The sequence below is a fragment of the Nocardioides sp. genome, assembly GCF_036503465.1.
Lineage (GTDB): Bacteria > Actinomycetota > Actinomycetes > Propionibacteriales > Nocardioidaceae > Nocardioides.
In genome coordinates, this window is the sequence record NZ_DASXWU010000091.1 from 1 (window position 1) to 21,471 (window position 21,471).

Annotated in this window: 20 protein-coding genes and 1 pseudogene; 16 read left to right on the top strand and 5 right to left on the bottom strand. The window is 70.8% G+C overall.

Features of this window, described 5'->3' with window-relative positions; translation table 11 throughout:
• Window positions 1-302 precede the first annotated feature (302 nt).
• The 5 genes from tig (at window position 303) to VGK78_RS16665 (ending at window position 5,200) form a co-directional block, all read left to right on the top strand.
• Window positions 303-1,703 carry a trigger factor gene (tig, locus tag VGK78_RS16645; protein ID WP_331528843.1) on the top strand — a complete coding sequence of 467 codons (1,401 nt, stop codon included), beginning with the start codon at window positions 303-305 and terminating at the stop codon, window positions 1,701-1,703.
• 81 nt (window positions 1,704-1,784) lie between these two features.
• Window positions 1,785-2,423, top strand: coding sequence for an ATP-dependent Clp protease proteolytic subunit (locus VGK78_RS16650; RefSeq protein WP_331528844.1), 639 nt, complete (start codon window positions 1,785-1,787; stop codon window positions 2,421-2,423).
• Window positions 2,424-2,469: 46 nt separating this feature from the next.
• Complete coding sequence (locus tag VGK78_RS16655) at window positions 2,470-3,078, top strand: ATP-dependent Clp protease proteolytic subunit (protein ID WP_331528846.1); 609 nt, start codon at window positions 2,470-2,472, stop codon at window positions 3,076-3,078.
• Between the two features lie 161 nt (window positions 3,079-3,239).
• Window positions 3,240-4,523, top strand: coding sequence for an ATP-dependent Clp protease ATP-binding subunit ClpX (gene clpX / locus VGK78_RS16660; RefSeq protein WP_331528847.1), 1,284 nt, complete (start codon window positions 3,240-3,242; stop codon window positions 4,521-4,523).
• A gap of 146 nt (window positions 4,524-4,669) precedes the next feature.
• Window positions 4,670-5,200 (top strand): hypothetical protein, encoded by a 531-nt coding sequence (locus VGK78_RS16665; RefSeq protein WP_331528848.1) that lies wholly within the window; start codon window positions 4,670-4,672, stop codon window positions 5,198-5,200.
• A 9-nt stretch (window positions 5,201-5,209) separates the two neighbouring features.
• Here the strand turns inward: VGK78_RS16665 and valS are convergent, their stop codons facing one another.
• The 4 genes and pseudogenes from valS to VGK78_RS16680 form a co-directional block, all read right to left on the bottom strand.
• Window positions 5,210-7,840 carry a valine--tRNA ligase gene (valS, locus tag VGK78_RS16670; RefSeq protein ID WP_331528849.1) on the bottom strand — a complete coding sequence of 877 codons (2,631 nt, stop codon included), beginning with the start codon at window positions 7,838-7,840 and terminating at the stop codon, window positions 5,210-5,212.
• 196 nt (window positions 7,841-8,036) lie between these two features.
• Window positions 8,037-8,372 carry an RNHCP domain-containing protein gene (locus VGK78_RS16675; protein WP_331528850.1) on the bottom strand — a complete coding sequence of 112 codons (336 nt, stop codon included), beginning with the start codon at window positions 8,370-8,372 and terminating at the stop codon, window positions 8,037-8,039.
• A 123-nt stretch (window positions 8,373-8,495) separates the two neighbouring features.
• Window positions 8,496-8,660 (bottom strand): annotated as a pseudogene (locus tag VGK78_RS20425) (hypothetical protein); the annotation flags it as partial.
• A gap of 12 nt (window positions 8,661-8,672) precedes the next feature.
• The gene (locus VGK78_RS16680; protein ID WP_331528851.1) at window positions 8,673-8,807 is read right to left on the bottom strand and encodes a hypothetical protein; all 135 of its coding nucleotides are present in this window, start codon (window positions 8,805-8,807) and stop codon (window positions 8,673-8,675) included.
• A 77-nt stretch (window positions 8,808-8,884) separates the two neighbouring features.
• On the opposite strand from VGK78_RS16680, the gene VGK78_RS16685 reads away from it, so the two are divergent.
• From VGK78_RS16685 to VGK78_RS16695, 3 genes are read left to right on the top strand one after another with little or no spacing between them, the layout of a single operon-like run.
• Window positions 8,885-9,772 carry a GNAT family N-acetyltransferase gene (locus VGK78_RS16685; protein ID WP_331528852.1) on the top strand — a complete coding sequence of 296 codons (888 nt, stop codon included), beginning with the start codon at window positions 8,885-8,887 and terminating at the stop codon, window positions 9,770-9,772.
• Window positions 9,773-9,796: 24 nt separating this feature from the next.
• Window positions 9,797-11,185 carry a folylpolyglutamate synthase/dihydrofolate synthase family protein gene (locus VGK78_RS16690; RefSeq protein ID WP_331528853.1) on the top strand — a complete coding sequence of 463 codons (1,389 nt, stop codon included), beginning with the start codon at window positions 9,797-9,799 and terminating at the stop codon, window positions 11,183-11,185.
• A complete protein-coding gene (locus VGK78_RS16695; RefSeq protein ID WP_331528854.1) occupies window positions 11,178-11,567 on the top strand; it encodes a DUF4233 domain-containing protein in 390 nt (129 codons plus the stop codon). Before VGK78_RS16690 ends, VGK78_RS16695 begins: the two co-directional genes overlap by 8 nt.
• Here the strand turns inward: VGK78_RS16695 and VGK78_RS16700 are convergent.
• Window positions 11,564-12,901 (bottom strand): PLP-dependent aminotransferase family protein, encoded by a 1,338-nt coding sequence (locus VGK78_RS16700; protein ID WP_331528855.1) that lies wholly within the window; start codon window positions 12,899-12,901, stop codon window positions 11,564-11,566. The two genes, VGK78_RS16695 and VGK78_RS16700, sit on opposite strands and share 4 nt — an antisense overlap.
• A gap of 68 nt (window positions 12,902-12,969) precedes the next feature.
• Between VGK78_RS16700 and VGK78_RS16705 the strand changes: the two genes are divergently transcribed.
• The 8 genes from VGK78_RS16705 to VGK78_RS16740 form a co-directional block, all read left to right on the top strand.
• Window positions 12,970-13,644, top strand: a complete 675-nt coding sequence (locus tag VGK78_RS16705; RefSeq protein ID WP_331528856.1) for a pyridoxamine 5'-phosphate oxidase family protein — start codon at window positions 12,970-12,972, stop codon at window positions 13,642-13,644.
• A gap of 20 nt (window positions 13,645-13,664) precedes the next feature.
• The gene (ndk, locus tag VGK78_RS16710; RefSeq protein WP_331528857.1) at window positions 13,665-14,087 is read left to right on the top strand and encodes a nucleoside-diphosphate kinase; all 423 of its coding nucleotides are present in this window, start codon (window positions 13,665-13,667) and stop codon (window positions 14,085-14,087) included.
• Window positions 14,088-14,439: 352 nt separating this feature from the next.
• Window positions 14,440-15,468, top strand: a complete 1,029-nt coding sequence (locus VGK78_RS16715; RefSeq protein ID WP_331528858.1) for a rod shape-determining protein — start codon at window positions 14,440-14,442, stop codon at window positions 15,466-15,468.
• Window positions 15,468-16,445: a rod shape-determining protein MreC gene (gene mreC / locus VGK78_RS16720; protein ID WP_331528859.1), complete on the top strand. Its 978-nt coding sequence runs from the start codon at window positions 15,468-15,470 to the stop codon at window positions 16,443-16,445. Before VGK78_RS16715 ends, mreC begins: the two co-directional genes overlap by 1 nt.
• Complete coding sequence (gene mreD / locus VGK78_RS16725) at window positions 16,442-16,951, top strand: rod shape-determining protein MreD (protein WP_331528860.1); 510 nt, start codon at window positions 16,442-16,444, stop codon at window positions 16,949-16,951. Before mreC ends, mreD begins: the two co-directional genes overlap by 4 nt.
• A complete protein-coding gene (gene mrdA, locus VGK78_RS16730; RefSeq protein ID WP_331528861.1) occupies window positions 16,948-19,077 on the top strand; it encodes a penicillin-binding protein 2 in 2,130 nt (709 codons plus the stop codon). Before mreD ends, mrdA begins: the two co-directional genes overlap by 4 nt.
• The gene (gene rodA, locus VGK78_RS16735) at window positions 19,074-20,246 is read left to right on the top strand and encodes a rod shape-determining protein RodA (protein WP_331528862.1); all 1,173 of its coding nucleotides are present in this window, start codon (window positions 19,074-19,076) and stop codon (window positions 20,244-20,246) included. The genes mrdA and rodA overlap by 4 nt, the downstream gene beginning before the upstream one ends.
• A 61-nt stretch (window positions 20,247-20,307) precedes the next feature.
• Window positions 20,308-21,471: MFS transporter (locus tag VGK78_RS16740; RefSeq protein ID WP_331528863.1), on the top strand; the 1,164-nt coding region annotated here is incomplete at its 3' end.

Below are 21,471 nucleotides of genomic sequence, written 5' to 3' on the forward strand. Positions count from 1 at the left end.
GGGCATCGAGACGCCCGAGCAGCAGCTCGCCGCCCGGCGGGCCGGGGTCAGCCTCGTGCAGGGACACCTGGTCAGCGAGCCCGTCGGGATGGATGAGCTGCTCCGCCGCGTGGGCCCTGACGGGACCGGTCTGGCAGCCTCGCTCGGTTAGGCGGGTTCTGGGCGTTGCCCTACGCTGGGAGGCGCCGTGCGAGCGGCTTCCCCGCACCTCGCCCGCCCTCTGTCGCGAACACTCTGTGACGACCGGGGTCGACGCGCGTGTGTGCACGCCGCCGCCAACCCAGCATGCGAGGAGAACAGCAGTGAAGAGCGCCGTCGAGACCTTGGGCCCCACCCGGGCCAAGCTGACCGTCGAGGTGCCCTTCGAGGAGCTCAAGCCGAGCCTCGACAAGGCCTACAAGTCCATCGCCCAGCAGATCAACGTGCCGGGCTTCCGCCGCGGCAAGGTGCCCCCGATGGTGATCGACCGCCAGGTCGGCCGCGGCACCGTCCTGCAGGAGGCGATCAACGAGGTCGTGCCGCAGAAGTACGTCGAGGCGCTGCAGACCCACGACCTCCAGCCGCTGGCGCAGCCCGAGGTCGAGGTGACCCGCATCGACGACAACGAGGCGATCGAGTTCACCGCCGAGGTCGACGTACGACCCGAGATCACGGTGCCCGACTGGCACGGGCTCAGCGCCGAGGTCGACGACGTGGCCGTGACCGACGACGACGTGGACGAGCAGGTCGAAGCGCTCCGCGAGCGGTTCGGCACCCTGAACGACGTCGACCGGCCCGCGGCCGAGGGCGACTTCGTGACCATCGACCTGGTCGCGACCCGCGACGGCGAGCCCGTCGAGGGCGCCGAGGTCACCGGCATGTCCTACCGCGTCGGCCGCGGCGGCATGCTGGACGGGCTCGATGAGGCCCTGGCGGGGCTGAGCGCCGGCGACGACGCGACGTTCAGCTCGCAGCTCGTCGGCGGCGACCTGGTCGGCCAGGACGTCGACGTCCAGGTCAAGGTCTCGCAGGTGCAGGAGCAGGAGCTGCCGGCGTACGACGACGAGTTCGCCCAGCTGGCCTCCGAGTTCGACACCGCCGAGGAACTGACCGAGGACGTCCGCACCCGGCTCGGCAACGGCAAGCGACTCGAGCAGGCCGCAGCTGCCCGCGACGCGGTGCTCGAGAGGCTGCTCGACCAGGTCGAGGTCCCGCTGCCCGAGTCGATCGTGGACGACGAGCTCACCGAGCGGCGCCGCAGCATCGAGCAGCAGCTCGCCTTCGCCGGCCTGACCTTCGACAAGTACCTCGAGGACGAGGGCCAGACCCAGGAGGAGTTCGAGGCCGACCTCGAGCGCCGGGTCCGCGACGCCGTGGCCGCGCAGTTCGTCCTCGACAAGGTCGCCAACGACCTCGAGGTGGGTGTCGACCAGACCGAGCTCACCGAGCACATGGTGCGCCGCGCCCAGCAGTCCGGTCAGGACCCGCAGGAGTTCGCCAACCACATGCTGGAGCACAACCACATCCCCGAGCTGGTCGCCGAGATCCGTCGGGGCAAGGCGCTCGCCCAGATCGTGGAGAGCGCCACCGTGACCGACACCTCCGGCAACGTCGTCGACCTGAAGAACCTGCGGCCCGACGGAACGCTCGGTGACCCCGCCGAGGCGGAGGCGGACCCGACCGCGGACACGGCCGAGACCGCCGAGGAGCCGGCCGAGGCCTGAGTCCCCGGCGGGCTTCCGCTGTCGGCGAACAGTGCCCCGTCCCGCGTGGAAGCGTCGGTCGCTCCCGCTAGGGTCGCTGACGTGAACGACTACTCGTCCTCGTCCCAGACCTCGCAGCCCCGCGCGCAGAACGGCGGGGCGGGCTACGGCCTCGACGACCACATCTACCAGCGGCTGCTCAAGGAGCGGATCATCTTCCTCGGCTCCGAGGTGCGCGACCAGAACGCCAACGCGATCTGCGCCCAGCTGCTGCTGCTGTCGGCCGAGGACCCGCAGGCGGACATCTTCCTGCACATCAACAGCCCGGGCGGGTCCGTCGACGCCGGCATGGCGATCTACGACACGATGAACTACATCCCCAACGACGTCGCCACGGTCGGGATGGGGCTGGCGGCGTCCATGGGGCAGTTCCTGCTGTGTGCCGGCGCCAAGGGCAAGCGCTACGCCCTGCCCCACGCGCGGATCATGATGCACCAGCCCAGTGGCGGCATCGGCGGCTCGGCGTCCGACATCAAGATCCAGGCCGAGCAGAGCCTCCTGCTGAAGAAGCAGCTCACCGAGCTCCAGGCCCTCCACACCGGCCAGTCGCTCGAGCAGATCGAGCTCGACTCCGACCGTGACCGCTGGTTCACGCCCCAGCAGGCGCTGGAGTACGGCTTCATCGACCACGTGATCACCAGCGCCGCCGAGGCGGCCGACGAGGGTCGGCCGGCCCGCTGACCTGGCTCGCTGACACCGCCCGCCGACAGGCACGAGAGGACACCGCATGAACTACTACATCCCGCAGTGGGAGGAGCGGACGTCGTACGGCTTCCGCCGGATCGACCCCTACGGCAAGCTCTTCGAGGACCGCATCATCTTCCTCGGCACCCCGATCTCCGACGACGTCGCCAACGCCGTGATGGCACAGCTGCTGTGCCTGGAGTCGATGAACCCCGATCAGGACGTCCAGATCTACATCAACAGCCCCGGTGGCTCGTTCACCGCGCTGACGGCGATCTACGACACCATGAAGTTCATCAAGCCCGACGTCCAGACCGTCTGCCTGGGCCAGGCCGCCTCCGCCGCGGCCGTGCTCCTCGCCGCCGGGACGCCGGGCAAGCGGCTCGCGCTGCCGAACAGCCGGATCCTGATCCACCAGCCCTACACCGAGGGCACCGGCGGCCAGATCTCCGACCTGGAGATCCAGGCCAACGAGATCATCCGGATGCGCGAGCTGCTGGAGAGGATGATCGCGGACGCGTCCGGCAAGGACCAGGCCGAGGTGAGCCGTGACATCGAGCGCGACAAGATCCTCACCGCCGAGCAGGCGGTCGAGTACGGCCTCGTCGACGCCGTCCTGAGCTCGCGCGCCGGAGTTCCGGCGCTCGCCTGACCCGGCCCGGCGCGTCGGCCCCACCCAGGACCGGCCGCCAGGCAAAGATCGCGTATGGGGTCCTGCCAAGGCGGCGCCGACAAGGTACCGTCGAAGGGATCGCCCTCGCCCAGCAGAGAACGACACCGGCACAAGCCGGCCGAACCGGAGGATGACCGCCCGTGGCACGTATCGGTGACGGAGGCGACCTGCTGAAGTGTTCGTTCTGCGGGAAGAGTCAGAAGCAGGTCAAGAAGCTCATCGCGGGCCCCGGCGTCTACATCTGTGACGAGTGCATCGACCTCTGCAACGAGATCATCGAGGAGGAGCTCGCCGAGGGCAGTGAGGTCAGCATCGACGAGCTGCCCAAGCCCCGGGAGATCTTCGAGTTCCTCAACTCCTACGTGATCGGCCAGGAGCGCGCGAAGAAGACGCTCGCGGTCGCGGTCTACAACCATTACAAGCGGGTCCAGGCGGGCCTCCAGCCGACCACCGCCAAGCACGCCAAGGACGAGGCCGTCGAGGTCGCCAAGTCCAACATCCTGGTGATCGGCCCCACCGGCTGCGGCAAGACCTATCTCGCCCAGACCCTGGCCCGGATGCTCAACGTGCCGTTCGCGATCGCCGACGCCACCGCGCTCACCGAGGCCGGCTACGTCGGTGAGGACGTCGAGAACATCCTGCTCAAGCTGATCCAGGCCGCCGACTACGACGTGAAGAAGGCCGAGACCGGGATCATCTACATCGACGAGATCGACAAGGTGGCCCGGAAGGCGGAGAACCCCTCGATCACCCGCGACGTCTCCGGCGAGGGCGTCCAGCAGGCGCTGCTGAAGATCATCGAGGGCACCACGGCCTCGGTGCCGCCGCAGGGTGGCCGCAAGCACCCCCATCAGGAGTTCATCCAGATCGACACCACGAACATCCTGTTCATCGTGGGCGGTGCCTTCGCCGGGCTCGAGCACATCATCGAGCAGCGCGTCGGCAAGAAGACCCTCGGCTTCACCGCCGAGGTCAAGGGCTCCGAGGAGCGCGACGCCGACGACCTGCTCGCGCAGGTCCGACCCGAGGACCTCACCAAGTTCGGCCTGATCCCCGAGTTCATCGGCCGGCTTCCGATGATCGCCACCGTCAACAAGCTCGACGTTGACGCGCTGATGGAGATCCTGACGGTGCCGCGCAACGCCTTCGTCAAGCAGTACCAGAAACTCTTCGAGCTCGACGACGTCGAGCTGGAGTTCACCGACGACGCCATCCGTGCGGTCGCCACGAAGGCCCTCGAGCGCGGCACCGGTGCCCGCGGCGCCCGGGCGATCCTGGAGGAGGTCCTCCTCCACGTGATGTACGACGTACCGTCCCGCGACGACATCGGCAAGGTCGTGGTCACCGAGGAGGTCGTGATCGCCGACGTCGCGCCCACTCTGCTGCCCCGCGAGTCCGAGGCGAAGAAGCGCAAGTCCGCGTGAGCCACGCCGCTTGCGGGCTGGTCCTCCGGGACTAGCGGCGACTAGTCCTTTCCGGCCATTTCCCGGAGCGGACGACCGGCGACGCCCACCCGTCGGGAAGACTCGGCCGCACTTACCGTCACTGGTCCTGAGGGGGACACACGTCTGTGGGCGTCGATCGCAAGGGACCACTGGCGGCGTTCGTCGTCATCGCCGTCATCGCAGCCGTCCTCCTGGTGACTTCGGTACGTAGCCAGGCCGCACCCGGATGGCTCAACCCGGACAACCTGCCGGCCTCCGTCGTCGCCGGACCTGCCACCACGGACCCGCTGTGGGGTCCGGTGACTGCTCACGTCGATCAGGTCGTCGAGCAGGGCGTGGTCCTCGTGCAGAAGGTCACCTCCGACCCCTCCGAGATCCAGGACCCGACGGTGACGCTGGCCGACCCGGCTGGCGGCTCCGACGAGGGAAGCCCTGCCCGGACTGATGACAGCCAGACCACCGTCCACCACGCAGGGCACGTCCGGCACGACGCGACCGCCCCGTCGCCGGCGACCCACGACAGCGGCCGGCACGTCGGATCGGGCCACGGTCACGGCCAGACGGTCTGGCGCGCGGTGGGGCACGGTCACGGTCATGCGCAGAGCAACGGTCACCGAAGCCACGGACGACACCTCGGCTGGTCTCGGCACTCCTGAGCCGTCGTGTCAGTCCTCCGCGGCCACCGTGGCCGACACCGCGAGCTCGCCGTCCGCGGCGACGTAGGTCGGCGCCGTGGTGATGCGGCCGGCCCGCACGAGGTCAGCCTCGGCCTGCCGGACGGCCTCCAGTGCTGCCTGCGGTCCGGTGAACTCGACCGCCGAGAGCTCGTGACGCATGGACACCTTGGCCTGAGACTTCGCGCCGCGGAGGCCGATCAGAGCTGCGGCGACGGCGTCCAGCGCCGCCGGGTCACCCTCGACCCCGCCCAGCTCGGCGACCTCCGGCCAGGTGGAGCGGTGGACCGAGCCCTCCTGCCACCAGGACCAGACCTCCTCGGTCACGAACGGGACGAAGGGTGCGAGCAGGCGCAGCTGGACGTGGAGCGCCAGCCCGAGCGTCGCCTTCGCCGAGTCGGTTGCAGGGCCGCCGGCCTCGTCGTACGCCCGCTCCTTGACCAGCTCGAGGTAGTCGTCGCAGAACTCCCAGAAGAACTTCTGGGTCGCGTCCAGAGCGGTGGTGTAGTCGTAAGCGTCGAACGCCGTGGTCGCCCGGCTGACCACGTCGGCCAGTCTGGCGACCAGCGCCCGGTCGACGGCCTGGGTGACCGCGGCCGGATCGGGCGCGGTGGCGCCGACGTTCCCGAGCACGAACTTCGAGGCGTTCAGGATCTTCATCGCCAGGCGCCGGCCGTCCTTGAGCGGGTGCTCGTCGAACGCGCTGTCGAGCCCCGGCCGCAGCGACGCCGCGCGCCAGCGGATCGCGTCGGTGCCGTACTGCGCGAGCAGTGCGCTCGGCGTCGAGACGCTGCCGCGCGACTTGCTCATCTTCTTCCGGTCGGGGTCGAGGACGAAGCCCGAGATCATCGCGTGCGACCACGGGACGGTGCCGTCCTCGAAGTGCGCCCGGACGACGCGTGAGAACAGCCAGGTGCGGATGATGTCGTGCGCCTGCGTGCACAGGTCCATGGGATAGACGCGCGACCAGAGGTCGGGGTCGCGCTCCCAACCCCCCGCGATCTGGGGGGTCAGTGAGCTGGTCGCCCAGGTGTCCATCACGTCGGGGTCGCCGACGAACCCGCCCGGCTGACCGCGCTGCGACTCGTCGTACCCGGGCGGGACGTCCTGCGAGGGGTCGATCGGGAGGGTGTCCTCGGACGCCGCTATCAGCTGGTCGTGCAGGGGCTCGCCCTCGGCGTCGAGCGGGTACCAGACCGGGAAGGGGACGCCGAAGTACCGCTGTCGGCTGATCAGCCAGTCGCCGTTCAGGCCCTCCACCCAGTTGGTGTAGCGGTGGTGCATGTAGGCCGGCGTCCAGGAGATCTCGTTGCCACGCTCGACCAGGGCCGCACGGAGGTCCTCGTCGCGGCCGCCGTTGCGGATGTACCACTGCAGGGTCGAGACGATCTCGAGCGGCTTGTCGCCGTTCTCGTAGAAGTTGGTCATCCGCATCGTCGGCTTCGGCTCGCCGTCGAGGTCGCCGGACTCGCGGAGGAGCCCGACCATCGCCCCGCGGGCGGAGAACGTCGTCTTGCCGGCCATCGCGGCGTACGCCGTCGACGCCTGCTCGCCGGCCAGCCACTCCGGGGTCTCAGCCTGGAGCCGCCCGTCGCGACGGATCACGGTGCGGACCGGCAGCTGGAGCTCGCGCCACCACTGGACGTCGGTCAGGTCGCCGAAGGTGCAGCACATGGCGATGCCGGCGCCCTTGTCCGGTTCCGCCGCCGGGTGGGCGAGGACGGGGATCTCGACGCCGAAGACCGGGCTCGTCACCGTCGTACCGAACAGCGGCTGGTAGCGCTCGTCGTCCGGGTGGGCGATCAGCGCGACGACCGCAGGGATGAGCTCGGGCCGGGTGGTCTCGATCCAGACGCGCTCGTCGGCCGAGCGGGCTTCGTCGGTCGAGCCTGTCGGGACCCCGTGGAAGGCGACCCGGTAGTAGTGCCCGGGATACTCCTGGGCCTTGAGCTCAGCCTGGGCGACCGCCGACTGGAACGTGATGTCCCAGAGGGTGGGTGACTCCTGGAGGTAGGCCTCGCCGCGCCGCAGGTTGCGCAGGAACATGCGCTGTGACGTGATGCGGCAGTCCTCGCCGATGGTGCGGTAGAGGTAGTTCCAGTCCACCGACAGGCCGACCTGGCGGAAGAGCGCCTCGAAGGCGACCTCGTCCTCGGCCGTCAGCCGCTCGCAGAGCTCGATGAAGTTCTGCCGGCCGATCGGCACCTGGCGCTTCGGGTCGGGCTTATCCGGCGGCGTGAAGTCCGCGTCGTACGGGACCGACGGGTCACAGCGGACGCCGAAGAAGTTCTGCACCCGGCGCTCGGTGGGCAGGCCGTTGTCGTCCCAGCCGATCGGGTAGAAGACCTCCTTGCCGCGCATCCGCTGGTAGCGCGCGATGAGGTCCTTCTGGGTGTAGGAGCAGACACTGCCGAAGTGGAGGGTCCCCGATGCCGTCGGCGGCGGGGTGTCGATCGCGTAGATCTCCGCGCGCGACTTGGTCCTGTCGAAGGCGTAGGTCTGGTCGGCCTCCCACTGCTTGGACCACTTGTCCTCGAGACCCTCGAGCGCCGGCTTGTCCGGTACGACGACGGCCGACCGGCGCGGCGTCGTCGTGGACACGTTCGGCTGGGTCTGGGTCATGCCCGAAAGTCTATGGAGGAGCGCCGCGGGGTCGAAAACCGGTTTGGCCTGCCGGAACTGCCACGTCCTTCGGCGAACGGCCGGTGGTGGGTCACCGTTCTCCCCGGCGTCGGCGGCCGGGGGCTCGAGCGTCCCCAACGCGGCGACCGTTCGGCGTGGCGTGCCGGACCTGAGTCGGCGACTGCGGGCGTTCGAGCTAAACACCGTGGAGCGGCATGGGCGGCATCGTCAGGGGGAGCGCCGCGAGCCGCATCAACGCCAGGACGTTGTCGTCACCGGCCGTGCGGTTGAGCCGCAGGCGGCCGCAGTCCAGACACCGGTGAACGAGGACCCAGTGGCCCTCGCCGCGAACGGTGACTGCGATCGGCTCCATGCCGCCGGGGCACTTGGCCTGCCGGTCTCCCGGTGCGTTGCGATCGAGGTGGCGAGACCAGAGACAGCTCGGGCAGTGATTGCGATGGGATGTTCCGGGCGCGTCGAGCGAGACGGCTACGCCGCAGTGACCACACCGGAACGAGCGTGCGAAAACCAAGAAAGCGACCCTTTCGGAGCAGAGAACTTCAGACAGACGGACATCTCTCCTCCTTCGGTCGACCGAACGATCCCACTACATCGGAGGTGATCCCACTCCGTCCGGGTCGGCCGGTCAACTGGTTTACGCCCGGGCGTGAATCGGCCGCGACGATGCCGCGCCGGGGGACTGCACACTTCCGCGGTCAGCGACTACCGCGTGCTTCCGGCGCATGAGGCGGCTGCAGGGCACGGCCTGCTCGAACAGGCGGCGACCGAGGCCGCGACCGCGGTGGGTGCGAGCGACGTAGAACTGCCGGACCTAGACGTCGCCGTGGTCGGGATCGTGGCGCCACACGACGTACGCCACGGGTTCGGTGCCGGACTCGGCGAGTAGTGGTGCGTCGGCGCGCGTGCAGCGACGCCAGGCCGGCAGAACGTCAGCGGCGTCGGTCACGAGCCCATCCTGTCGTCGAGCGGCGGGCCGTGTGAAACGCGGTGGTCGTGCGTCGCGGCGTCGCCTAGCGTCTGTGCATGGAGCTGCGCTTCTTCGACCACCCCGAGGACTTCCTGACCATGGCGGGCGAGGTGCTTGCGGGGCAGCCGGTGCTGAGCACGGTGATCGCCGGCGTGGCCGAACGTATCCGGGAGCAGCGGGAGGCCGGCGTCGCCTGGCCAGAGGGCGTGCCGTGCTGGTTCGTGGTCGTGCTCGACGGCAACGACATCGTCGGGACGGCGATGCGGACCGCGCCGTTCGGTGAGTACCCGGCGTACCTGATGCCGATGCCGGACGAGGCCGTGCACCTGCTGTCGAAGACCCTGCTCGCTCGCGACGAGCCCGTGCTCGGGGCGAACGGCGCGCTGCCGTCGGTGCAGGTGTTCTGCGAGGACATGGCCGCCGCGACCGGGAAGCAGGCGAAGATCGGCCAGCACACGCGGCTCTTCGAGCTCGGCGACCTCGTCGAGCCGCGGCCCACGGCCGGCCGGCTCCGGCCGGGGCGGCTCGACGAGCAACCGCTGATCGGCTCCTGGTACGCCGCCTTCATGGTCGACGCCGACGAGCAGGCCGGCCGCGAGCCGGGGGAGTCGCCGCACGAGTCGCCCACGGACGAGGAGCTGGCGCGGCGGATCGGGACCGGGCGCGTCTTCGTCTGGGCCGACGAGGACGACACCCCGGTCAACGTCACGGCCGCGACCATGCCGGCGTACGGCGTCTCCCGGATCGGACCGGTCTACACACCGAAGGAGCAGCGGGGACGCGGCTACGCAAGCGCCGCCGTGTACGCCGTGTCGAAGCTGCTCCGCGACAGCGGTGAGAGGCCGTGTCTGTTCACCGACCAGGCCAACCCGACCTCGAACAAGATCTACGAGGCGATCGGCTACCGCCCCCTCGTCGACATGGCGAATCTGCGCGTGGAGTGAGCCGTCCCTAGACTCGGCAGCGACATGAGCGAGCAACCCCAGGCGCGTCTCGCCGAGACCTTCGTGGAGGTCGAGGACGCCCTCCAGTCCCGCTGGCCGGAGACCCGGCTCGAGCCCTCTCTCGACCGGATCCGGGCCTTCACCGAGCTCCTCGGCGACCCCCAGCGCGCCTACCCGGTCGTCCACCTGACCGGCACCAACGGCAAGACCTCCACCAGCCGGATGATCGACACGCTGTTGCGTGCCCTGGACCTGCGCACCGGGCGGTTCACCAGCCCGCACCTCGAGCGCATCAACGAACGCATCTGCGTCGACGGCGAGCCGCTGACCGACGAGGAGTTCGTCCGCGCCTTCAACGACGTCGCGCCGTACACGCATCTCGTCGACGCCTCCCAGCCGCACCCCCTGAGCTTCTTCGAGACCATCGTCGGGATGGCCTACGCCGCGTTCGCCGACGCGCCGGTCGACGTCGCGGTGGTCGAGGTCGGGATGGGTGGGCTCTGGGACGCCACGAACGTCGCCGACGGCGCCGTCGCCGTCGTCACGCCGATCGCCGTCGACCACGCCCGGTATCTCGGGACGACCGTCGAGGAGATCTCGATCGAGAAGGCCGGGATCATCAAGCCCGGCGCAACCGCCGTGCTCGCCGAGCAGCTACCCGGGCCGGCCGAGGTCCTCCTCCGGCGCTGCGCCGATGTGGGGGCGACGCCGGTGCGGGAGGGACTCGAGTTCGGCGTCCTGTCCCGGGTGCCGGCGGTCGGCGGACAGCTCCTGACCCTGAAGGGGCTGCGGGCGGAGTACGGCGAGGTGTTCCTGCCGCTCTACGGCGCCCACCAGGCGCAGAACGCCGCCGCCGCCCTGGCCGCGGTCGAGGCCTTCGCCGGCGACCGTCCGCTGGATGCCGACCTGGTCCGTGACGCCTTCGCGCGGGTCACCTCCCCGGGCCGGCTCGAGATCATCCGTCGCAGCCCGATGATCCTGCTCGACGCCGCGCACAACCCGCACGGAGCCGAGACCGCCGCGGCCGCCCTCGAGGACTCGTTCGCCTTCTCCCCCCTGATCGGGGTCGTCGGGGTGATGTCCGACAAGGAGTACGAGGCCGTGCTGGCCGCGTTCGAGCCGCACCTCGCGCACGTGGTCTGCACCCAGAACTCCACCGCCCGGGCGCTGCCCGCCGTCGAGCTCGCCGCGACGGCGCGCGAGGTGTTCGGCGAGGACCGGGTGTCGGTGTCGCCGCACCTCGCCGACGCGATCGACGAGGCCACCACGCTGGCAGAGGCGGGAGAGGCCGTCGGCACCTCGATCGGATCCGGAGCGGTGCTGGTCACGGGTTCCGTCGTCACCGTCGGGGAGGCGCGTGCCCTGCTCCGCCGCCGGGAGCGCAGGGCCGAGGGGGACGGGCGCAGTGGCTGACCGCTCGTCGGCGCAGCCGGAACGCTCCCCGAAGCGCGGGATGTGTGCGGCGATCCTGTCGCTGGAGGCCATCGTCCTCGCCCTGACCACGCCGGTGATGATCAACCTGGCCGACGTCCCGTGGCGTACGGCGTGCGCGGTCGGCCTCGGGCTCTGTATCGCCTGCCTGCTGCTCGCCGGGCTGCTCCGCTGGGAGGCGGCGTACGCCGTGGGGTGGGTCGTCCAGGTCGCGGCGATCGGGCTCGGCTTCGTGGTGCCGATGATGTTCGTGCTCGGCGCGATCTTCGCCCTGCTGTGGGGCACGGCGTACTTCCTGGGCCGCAAGATCGAGCGCGAGCGGGCCGAGGCCTATGCGGCGTACGACACCGGGCGCACCCACTAGCCAAGGGCCCGCACGATCGCGGCCAGGGCCTGGTCCAGCTCGGCGTCGGTGCACCCGCCGAAGCCGATGATCACGCCGGTGAGACGCGCGGTCCGGCAGTAGTCGCTCAGGAGCGGCACCTCGAAGCCGGCCGCGCGTGCGCACTCGGCGACCCGGAGGGCGGTCGCCTGGGGGAGCGGGACGGTCGCGTACATCCCGGCCACCGGCCGGATCGGCTCGGCCCGGCCGTCGAGCGCCGCGAGTACACGCTCGGCGCGGGCGGCGTAGACCCGGCGGGCCGAGCGGACGACCTGGTCGACGTACCCGTCGCGCAGCAGGGAGACGAAGGCCCGCTGCACCGGCCAGGGGGCGGTGTCGTGGGTGACCTCCCGACGTTCGAGGATCGTGTGGTGCAGGGCGGGGGGAGCGACGAGCCAGCCGAGCCGCATGCTCGGCGCGACCGACTTGCTGGCGGTGCCGAGATACGCGACCGCGTCCCGGTCGAGGGCTGCGAGGGCGGGGACCGGGGCGACGTCGTAGCGGAACTCCGAGTCGAAGTCGTCCTCGATCACCACCGCTCCGGCGCCTCGGGCGGCGGCGAGCAGGCCCAGGCGGTCGGCGCCCGACATCACGGGGCCGAGGGGATGCTGGTGCGCCGGAGTGACGTACGCCGCCACGCAGCCGCCGAGGTCGGTCACCGGCTCGGCCCCCGGCAGGTCGCGGATCTCTCGCCCGCCCGACCGGATCGCCTCGGCCGCCGCGCGGTAGCCCGGGTCCTCGTGGGCGACCGGGCCCGGCGGGAGGGCGGTCAGCACCTGGGTGAGGCCGCCGATCGTGCCGGTCGTCACCAGGATCTCGTCGGGGTGGCAGGTGAGCCCTCGAGTGCGGGCGAGATGGCCGGCCAGCTCGGCGCGGAGCTCCGGGGTGCCGGCCGGGTCGTCGTACCCCCGAGGAGGCGTGGCGACCGAGACCTCCCGCCACGCCCGTCGCCAGGCGGCCCGGTGCCGGGGGTCGATCCACGGCGTCCCGGTGTCGAGGCGGAGCAGACCCGGCTCCTCGACACGCTGCCTCCTAGGGCGGTGGCGTGGGCGGGCCGAGGCCCCGGCCGCGACGTACGTCCCGGAGCCGCGTCGGCCCGTGAGCCACCCCTCGGCCGAGAGCTGGTCGTAGGCCTGCTCGGAGACGCTCCGCGACACGCCGAGGTCGGTCGCCAGCGCCCGGGTGCTGGGGAGCCGACGACCGACCGGCAGCGCTCCTGAGACGACCTGGTCGCGGACACCGGCCGCGAGCTGTCGGGCGAGCGGGACGCGCGAGCTCCGGTCGAGACTGATCGGGAGCGGCGCGCTGGTGACCACGAGTGTCCTGTCTGTTCGGGGCAGAAGTGGCTCGTGTCGGCAGGCCACTTCTCGGTGAGCATAGGTCCATGAGCGAGACCCTGTCGCCGACCCTGTCGCAAACCGCGCGGACCCGGCTCACAAGACACCGCGAGCGGGGGAGCGACGACCGCGCCGACCTGTTCGCCATCATCGGCGAGGCGCTGGTCTGCCACGTCGGCCTCGTCCGCGACGGCGAGCCGGTCGTGCTGCCGTCGATCCACGCCGCCGACCCGGACGGACCGGACGAGGGCGGCACGCTCTACCTTCACGGCTCGGTCGCGGCCCCGTGGCTGCTCCAGGCGCCGGGACAGACCGTGTGCGCGACCTTCACCCTGGTCGACGGCGCCGTGCTCGCGCGGGCGGCGTTCAACCACTCGATGAACTACCGCTCCGCCGTGGTGTACGGCGCCGCCCGCCGGGTCGACGACCCCGTCGAGCGCGACCACGCGCTGCGACTGATCGTCGACCACGTGGTGCCGGGTCGGTCGGCGACGCTGCGCGCCAACACCGCCAAGGAGCTCGCCGCGACGACCGTCCTCGCCGTCCCGCTGGCGGAGGCGTCGGTGAAGGTCCGCTCCGGCGGGGCCAACGACGACGCCGCGGACGTCGCGACCGGGCGCTGGGCGGGCGTGGTCCCGCTGGCGGTCCGGGCCGGGATCCCCCAGCCCGAAGGCGACGGGCCGGTCCCCGACGACGTACGGCGCCGACTCGCGGACTGGTGAGCCTGGATAGGGTGCCGCCCATGGAGCGCACGCTGGTCCTGGTCAAGCCCGACGGCGTACGCCGTGGCCTCACCGGTGAGGTGATCCGGCGGATCGAGGCCAAGGGTTACCGGCTGGTCCGGCTCGAGCTGCGCGACGCGACCCGCGACGTGCTCGCCGAGCACTACGCCGAGCACGAGGGCAAGCCGTTCTACGAGCCGCTGGTCGAGTTCATGCTCTCGGGACCCGTCGCCGCGATGGTCGTCGAAGGCGAGCGCGTGGTCGAGGGCTTCCGTGCCCTCGCCGGTGCCACCGACCCCACGGCCGCCCTGCCCGGCACGATCCGTGGCGACCTCGGCCGCGACTGGGGCCTCGCGGTCCTGCAGAACCTCGTGCACGGCTCCGACTCGGTCGAGTCCGCCGAGCGCGAGATCAAGATCTGGTTCTCACGCCCCGGGGAGTGAGCTTGCGAACTGCCCGGGCAGGGCGGGAGGTCGAGGAGCGTTCGGCTCGGACCCAGGGATGAGGGGCTGAGCGACGCGTCTCGATACCCGGTGACGGTGCCTGGGGCTTCGCCACTGTCACGGTGGTTTCGAGAGGCCGGCAGCGCTCGCTCCTCAACCACCGGCTCAGCATCCGCTGACAAACCCGCAGGTCACCCCGGTGTGTCTGCCCGGGAGAGGCCTGACCCGCTCTTAACCTGCTGACGGGTCGTCGTGCCGCGCTGGAGGCCAGGACGGGCAGGCCGGTCCGCGGGGACGCAGGCGTGTGCCCCCGCCCCTTCCCCAGACAACGCGAACCTGCGAGGCACTGCGCATGGCGAACAGCATCATCGGCCGCGACATGGCGGTCGACCTCGGGACCGCCAACACGCTGGTCTACGTGCGCGGCCGCGGGATCCTGCTCGACGAGCCGAGCGTCGTCGCCCTCAACGACACCACCGGCGAGGTGCTCGCCGTCGGCCACGAGGCCAAGCGGATGATCGGGCGTACGCCGGACAACATCACCGCCCTCCGGCCGATGAAGGACGGCGTGATCGCCGACTTCGAGGCCACCGAGCAGATGCTCCGGTTCTTCATCCAACAGGTGCATCGCCGCCGCTACCTGGCCAAGCCGCGGATGGTGATCTGCGTGCCGAGCGGGATCACCGCCGTCGAGCAGCGGGCGGTGAAGGAGGCGGGATACCAGGCAGGCGCCCGCAAGGTCTACATCATCGAGGAGCCGATGGCGGCCGCGATCGGCGCCGGGCTCCCGGTCCACCAGGCGGCCGGGAACATGGTCGTCGACGTCGGCGGCGGCACCACCGAGGTCGCCGTGATCTCCCTCGGCGGCGTGGTCACCAGCATCTCCATCCGCACCGCCGGCGACGACCTCGACGCCGCGATCGTGGCCTGGATGAAGAAGGAGTACAGCCTCATGCTCGGCGAGCGGACCGCCGAGGAGGTGAAGATGACCCTGGGGTCGGCGTTCCCGACCCACGACGAGCCCGAGGCCGAGATCCGCGGACGCGACATGATCAGTGGCCTGCCCCGGTCGGTCGTCGTCTCCAGCGCCGATGTCCGCAAGGCGCTCGAGGAGCCCCTGCACGCGATCATCGACGCCGTCCGGACCACGCTCGACCAGACGCCCCCCGAGCTGGCCGGCGACATCATGGACCGCGGCATCGTCCTCACCGGCGGCGGTGCGCTGCTCCGCGGCCTCGACGAGCGCTTGCGGCACGAGACCGGCATGCCGGTCCACGTGGCCGAGGACCCGCTCTCGAGCGTGGCGATGGGCGCTGGCAAGTGCGTGGAGGAGTTCGAGGGGCTCCAGCAGGTCCTGGTCTCGGAACGCCGGCGGTTCTGATGCGCCTGCCCCGACCGATGCCGCGGCCCGCCCGTACGCCTCGTCTGCTGCGCGGCTACCGCCCTCTGCGACCGGGGCCGGACACGTTCGACGAGCGGGCGGCCCGCGCGCGGCTGCGGTCCCGGATGGTCGCACTGGTCCTGGCGTGCCTGACCCTGATGACGCTCGACCATCACCCGGGACCCGGCTCCCCGCTCGAGCCCGCGCGCGACGCGATGGGGTCGGTGCTCGGCCCTGTCGAGTCCGATACCTCGTCCGTCGTACGGCCGGTGACCGCGATCGGCGACTGGTTCACCTCCAGGCGCACGATGCAGCACGACATCGCCGCCCTCCGGTCGGAGAACTCCCGGCTCAAGGCGCAGCAGGCGACCTCGCGGTACCAGCTCAACCAGCTCGCCGAGTACCAGGGGCTCACCTCCGCGGCCGACACCCTCGGCCAGGCGCTGGTCCCGGCCCACGTCGTGGCCTACGGCCCGGCCCAGTCGTTCTCGCGCACGGTCACCATCGACGCCGGCTCCGACGCCGGGGTCCAGCCGGACCAGACGGTCCTCAACAACGACGGTCTCGTCGGTCGCGTCCTCCGGGTCACCGCCACGACCGCCACAGTCCTGCTCATCGTCGACACCGAGTCCGTGGTCGGCGGCCGGGTCGGTGCCTCGATGGAGGTCGGGTTCCTGAAGGGGCGCGGCGGCCTCGGCGACCACGGCACCCTCGACCTGCAGCTGGTCGACCAGGCGGACGCGCCGGCCAAGGGCGACACCATCGTCACCTGGGGCAGCAAGGGAGGCGCGCCGTACGTCTCGGGTGTCCCGATCGGCCGCGTCACCGCCGTCTACGCCTCGCTCCGCGAGTCGTCCCAGCGCGCCGTGATCGAGCCGTACGTCGACTTCGGCGCTCTCGACCTCGTCGGCGTCGTCGTGCCCTCCGGAACGCGCAGCGACCGCGGTGTGATCGAGGCGGACGGGAGCCTCCGATGAGGTCGCTCCGGGTCGCCGTCGCCGCCGCGCTGGTCGTGGTGGCGCTCGTGCTGCAGGTCGCGGTCTTCCCCCACGTCGCGTGGGAGGGGGTCGTCCCCAACTTCTGCCTGCTCGTGGTGGTCGCCGCGGCACTGGTGCGCGGTCCGGCGTTCGCCGCCACCCTGGGCTTCTTCGCCGGTCTGATGCTCGACCTCGCACCCCCGGCCGACCACGTCGCCGGACGCTGGGCGTTGGCCCTGGTCGTCGTCGGGTACGTCGCCGGGCTGATGCGGCAGGACACCCGCACGCCGGCGACCACGGTGGTGGCGACGGTCGCCGCCGCGTCGTTCGTCGGCACCTCGGTCTACGCGCTCTCGGGCGTCGTGCTCGGCGACGCCGTCGGGAGCTTCGGCGACCTGGCGCGGGTGATCGTGGTGGCCCTGCTCTGGGACGTCCTGCTCACGCCGCTGGTGCTGCCGGGCGTGATGCGCCTGCTGGCCCGGCTGGAGCCCGCGGGCGCGCGATGAACCCGGTCACCGATCGCACCCGGCTGCGCCTGATCGTCGTCCGGGTCCTGGTCTTCTCGCTGTTCGCGACGCTCTTCGCCCGCCTCTACTACCTGCAGGTCGTCTCCGGCGACTCCTACCGTCAGGCCGCCGCCTCGCAGTCGCTGCGCGAGGTGGTCGTCCAGCCGCAGCGCGGCCTCATCGTCGACGACCAGGGACGGCCTCTGGTCGCCAATCGCACAGCCTGGGTGGTCTCGGTCGACCGCACGCTGCTCGACAAGCTCTCCGACCACGACCGGGCGGTCGTGCTGCGTCGTCTCGCGGACGCCGTGCGCATCCCGGAGAAGCGCATCGAGCAGACCCTGGTCACCTGCGGCGACCCCGGCAGCCGGCGCGGGCGCTGCTGGAACGGCTCGCCGTACCAGCCGGTGCCGGTCGCCACCGACGTCCGTCAGTCCGTCGCGCTGCGGATCCTCGAGCAGCCCGAGGACTATCCGGCCGTGCTCGCGCAGCAGCAGAGCGTGCGCGCCTACCCGAGCCCGTACGGCGTGAACCTCGCCGACATCGTCGGCTACCTGAGCCCGATCACCGCCGGCGAGCTCAAGCAGGCGAGGAAGGACCACGACACCTCGGTGAACGGCGCCAGCACGGTCGGTAGGGCGGGGATCGAGCAGGAGTACGACCGGTACCTGCGCGGCCGCCCGGGCTACCAGAAGGTGGCCGTCGACTCGATGGGCCGGGTGCTCGGCGAGGAGGGCGAGGTCGATGGCCGCCCCGGCGACACCCTGGTCACCTCGATCGACGCCCGGGTGCAGAGTGTCGCCGAACGGGCGTTGCACGACGCGATCACGACCGCGCGCGCGACGTACGACCCGGTCACGCACCGCAACTACCGAGCCGACTCGGGTGCCGCGATCGTGCTGGAGGCCAAGACCGGTCGCGTGGTCGCGATGGCCAGCCAGCCGACGTACGACCCGGGCGTGTGGGTGGGCGGCATCACCAAGAAGCAGCTGGACCGGCTGTACTCGAAGCGGTCGGGCGACCCGTTGCTGGCGCGTGCCTACCAGGGACAGTTCGCGCCGGGCTCGACGTGGAAGCCGATCATGACCGTCGGCGCCTTCAACAACGGCATGGGGCCCGGCACCCGGCTCGACTGCTCGTCCGGGTTCCAGGTCGGCAACCGGCTCTTCCACAACTACGAGTCGGAGTCCTACGGGATGATCGACTTCGCCGAGGCGCTCCGGGTCTCGTGCGACACCTTCTTCTACCGGGTCGGCTACCACTTCTGGCAGAAGTACGGCACCGACCCCACCGACGTGAACGCCCGCGACCCGCTGGTCAACGAGGCGAAGGCGTTCGGCTTCGGGCGGCCGACCGGGCTCGACGTGCCGGGCGAGAGCGCCGGCCGGATCGCCGACCGGCACTGGAAGCTCGCCTACTGGAAGGCGATGAAGGGCTACTACTGCGGCCTGGACAAGAAGCCGCCGGCTGGGACCAGCGCCTACCTCAAGCTGTTCGCGCACGAGTTCTGCCTCGAGGGGAGCTACTACCGCGCCGGCGACGCGGTGAACTTCGCGATCGGGCAGGGCGACACCCTGGTCACGCCTTTGCAGCTGGCCCGGGCATACGCCGCGCTGTCGAACGGCGGCACCCTCTACGAGCCGCGGATCGCGAAGGCGATCGTCAGCCCGAGCGGCAAGGTCGTGAAGCGGCTCAGGCCGACCGTGCAGGGACACGTGAAGGACCCGGCACACGGCATCGACTACGTCACCAACGCGCTGCTCGGCACCGCCAAGACCGGGACGATGGCGTGGAAGATGATCGGCTTCCCGCTCGACCGCATCCACATCCGGTCGAAGACCGGCTCCGCCGAGGTGTACGGCAAGCAGTCGACGTCGTGGGTCGCGTCGTACGACGACAACTACGTCGTGCTGATGATGGTGACCCAGGGCGGCACCGGGTCCGGCACCTCCGGTCCGTACGTCCGGAAGATCTGGGAGGCGCTGTACGGCGTGCACGGCTCGACCGTGGACACCCAGGACGCGCTGATCCCCGGCGTCGTCGCCCCCGACGCGCTGCCGTCCTTCCAGCCGGACGGGTCGATCCTGCCCCCGAAGCCCCGCTCACTCGGGAGGGCCCAACCGTGAACGGACGTCTGCGCCACCCCGGCATCGACCGGATACTGATGCTCGCCGTGCTCGGGCTTCTCGTGCTCGGCACGCTGCTCGTCTGGTCGGCCACGTCGCACCGCGACGACCTCACCGGCGGCGACCCCACGGCGTACCTCCGCAAGCAGCTGGTCAACCTCTGCATCGGGCTGGTGCTGATGGTCGTGGTGATGGCGACCGACCACCGGTGGGTGCGGATCGTGGCGCCGCTGGTCTACCTCGCCTCGATCGGGGGGCTCGTGCTGGTGCTGACCGCCGGCACCACGATCAACGGCTCGCGCTCGTGGATCGACGTGGGCGGGATGTCGATCCAGCCGTCGGAGTTCGCGAAGCTCGCGGTGGTGATCGGGATGGCGTTGCTGGTCGCGGAGCGCAACGAGGGACGGCGTGCCCGTGTCGGCGCGATCGAGGTGGTAGGGATGCTGCTCATCGCGGCCTTGCCTGCGGCCCTGATCATGCTGCAGCCCGACCTGGGCACCCTGCTCGTGCTGTCGGCGACCGTGTTCGGCGTCCTGGCGGTGGCGGGGGCTCCGCGGCGGTGGCTGGCGGTCCTGCTGGCCGGGGGAGTGGCGGGCGGGGTCGCGGCGTTCGCGGGGCACCTGCTGAAGCCCTACCAGGTCGACCGCTTCCTGGCCTTCACCAACCCCGACCTCGACCCGCGTGGCGCCGGCTACAACACCGAGCAGGCGCGCATCGCCGTCGGCAACGGCGGTCTCTTCGGGCAGGGACTCTTCCACGGCTCGCAGACCCGGGCGGGCTTCGTGCCGGAGCAGCACACCGACTTCATCTTCACCGTGGCCGGGGAGGAGCTGGGTCTGGTCGGCGCGGCGGTCCTGATCGGTCTGCTCGGTCTGGTCATCTGGCGGGCGCTGGCGATCTCGGCGCTCTCGACGGACGCGTTCGGACGGGTGGCCGCCGCGGGCATCGCCTGCTGGCTCGGGTTCCAGGCGTTCCAGAACATCGGGATGTGTCTGGGCATCATGCCGGTCACCGGCGTGCCCCTGCCGTTCGTGTCGTACGGCGGGTCGTCGATGTTCGCGGGCATGCTCGCCGTCGGTCTCCTGCAGAACATCCACCTGCGCGCGACGGCCTCTCAGCCCACGCGTTACGCGCGGCCGTTGCGTCAGGGGCACCTGGCCTCGCGCTGAGGGCGCCTCGTCGGCCAGAAGATTTGATCGGTTGTCTGGGGCAACCGATAGACTCATCCGGATGTCGACCCCAGCCTCCCCGTCACCCTCGACGGCTCCCTCCGAGTCCGGCGAGTACAGCCATCGCCAGATCCTGACGATCATCACCGGCCTGATGATGGGCATGTTCCTGGGCGCCCTCGACCAGACCATCGTGTCGACCGCGATCCGGACGATCTCCGACGACCTCAACGGGCTGTCCCTGCAGGCCTGGGTCACCACGGCGTACCTGATCACCTCGACGATCGCGACCCCGATCTACGGCAAGCTCGGCGACCTCTACGGCCGCAAGAAGCTGTTCATGTTCGCGATCACGGTCTTCATCGCCGGATCTGCGCTCTGCTCGTTCGCGACCTCGATGTACATGCTCGCGGCGTTCCGCGCCGTCCAGGGCATCGGTGCCGGCGGTCTCTTCACGCTGGTGCTCGCGATCATCGGTGACATCGTGTCGCCGCGCGAGCGCGCCCGCTACACCGGTTACTTCATGGCGACCTTCGGTACGTCGAGCGTGCTCGGGCCGGTGATCGGCGGGTTCTTCGCCGACCGCTCGGCGATCCTCGGCCTGACCGGGTGGCGCTGGGTGTTCCTGGTCAACGTGCCGATCGGCATCGCCGCGCTGTTCGTCGTCTACCGCACCCTCCACGTCCACCACGAGCGCCGCGAGGCACGCATCGACTGGTGGGGTGCGGTGACCCTGGTGGTCGCTCTGGTACCGCTGCTGACCGTGGCCGAGCAGGGCCGCGACTGGGGCTGGGCCTCGGGCCGCGCCATGGTCTGCTACGTGATCGGTGCGATCGGGCTCGGTGCGTTCTACGCCGCGGAGCGACGCATGAGCGAGCACGCGATGATCCCGCTCCGGATGTTCTCGATCCGGCCGGTCGCGGTGGGCATCGCCGCCAACGTGATCACCGGCATGGCGCTGTTCGGCGGGATCCTGGTGCTGCCGCTCTACATGCAGATCGTGCATGGCGCCTCGCCGATGAGGTCGGGCTTCCTGATGCTGCCGATGGTGGTCGGGATGATGAGCGCCTCGATCATCTCCGGACAGGTGATCTCGCGCACCGGCCGCATCCGGGCCTTCCCGATCTTCGGCTCCGCGCTGGCCGCGGTGGCCCTGCTCCTGCTGTCGACGATCAGCGCGGACACCCAGCTCGCCCTGGTGATGCTGATCATGCTGGCGCTGGGT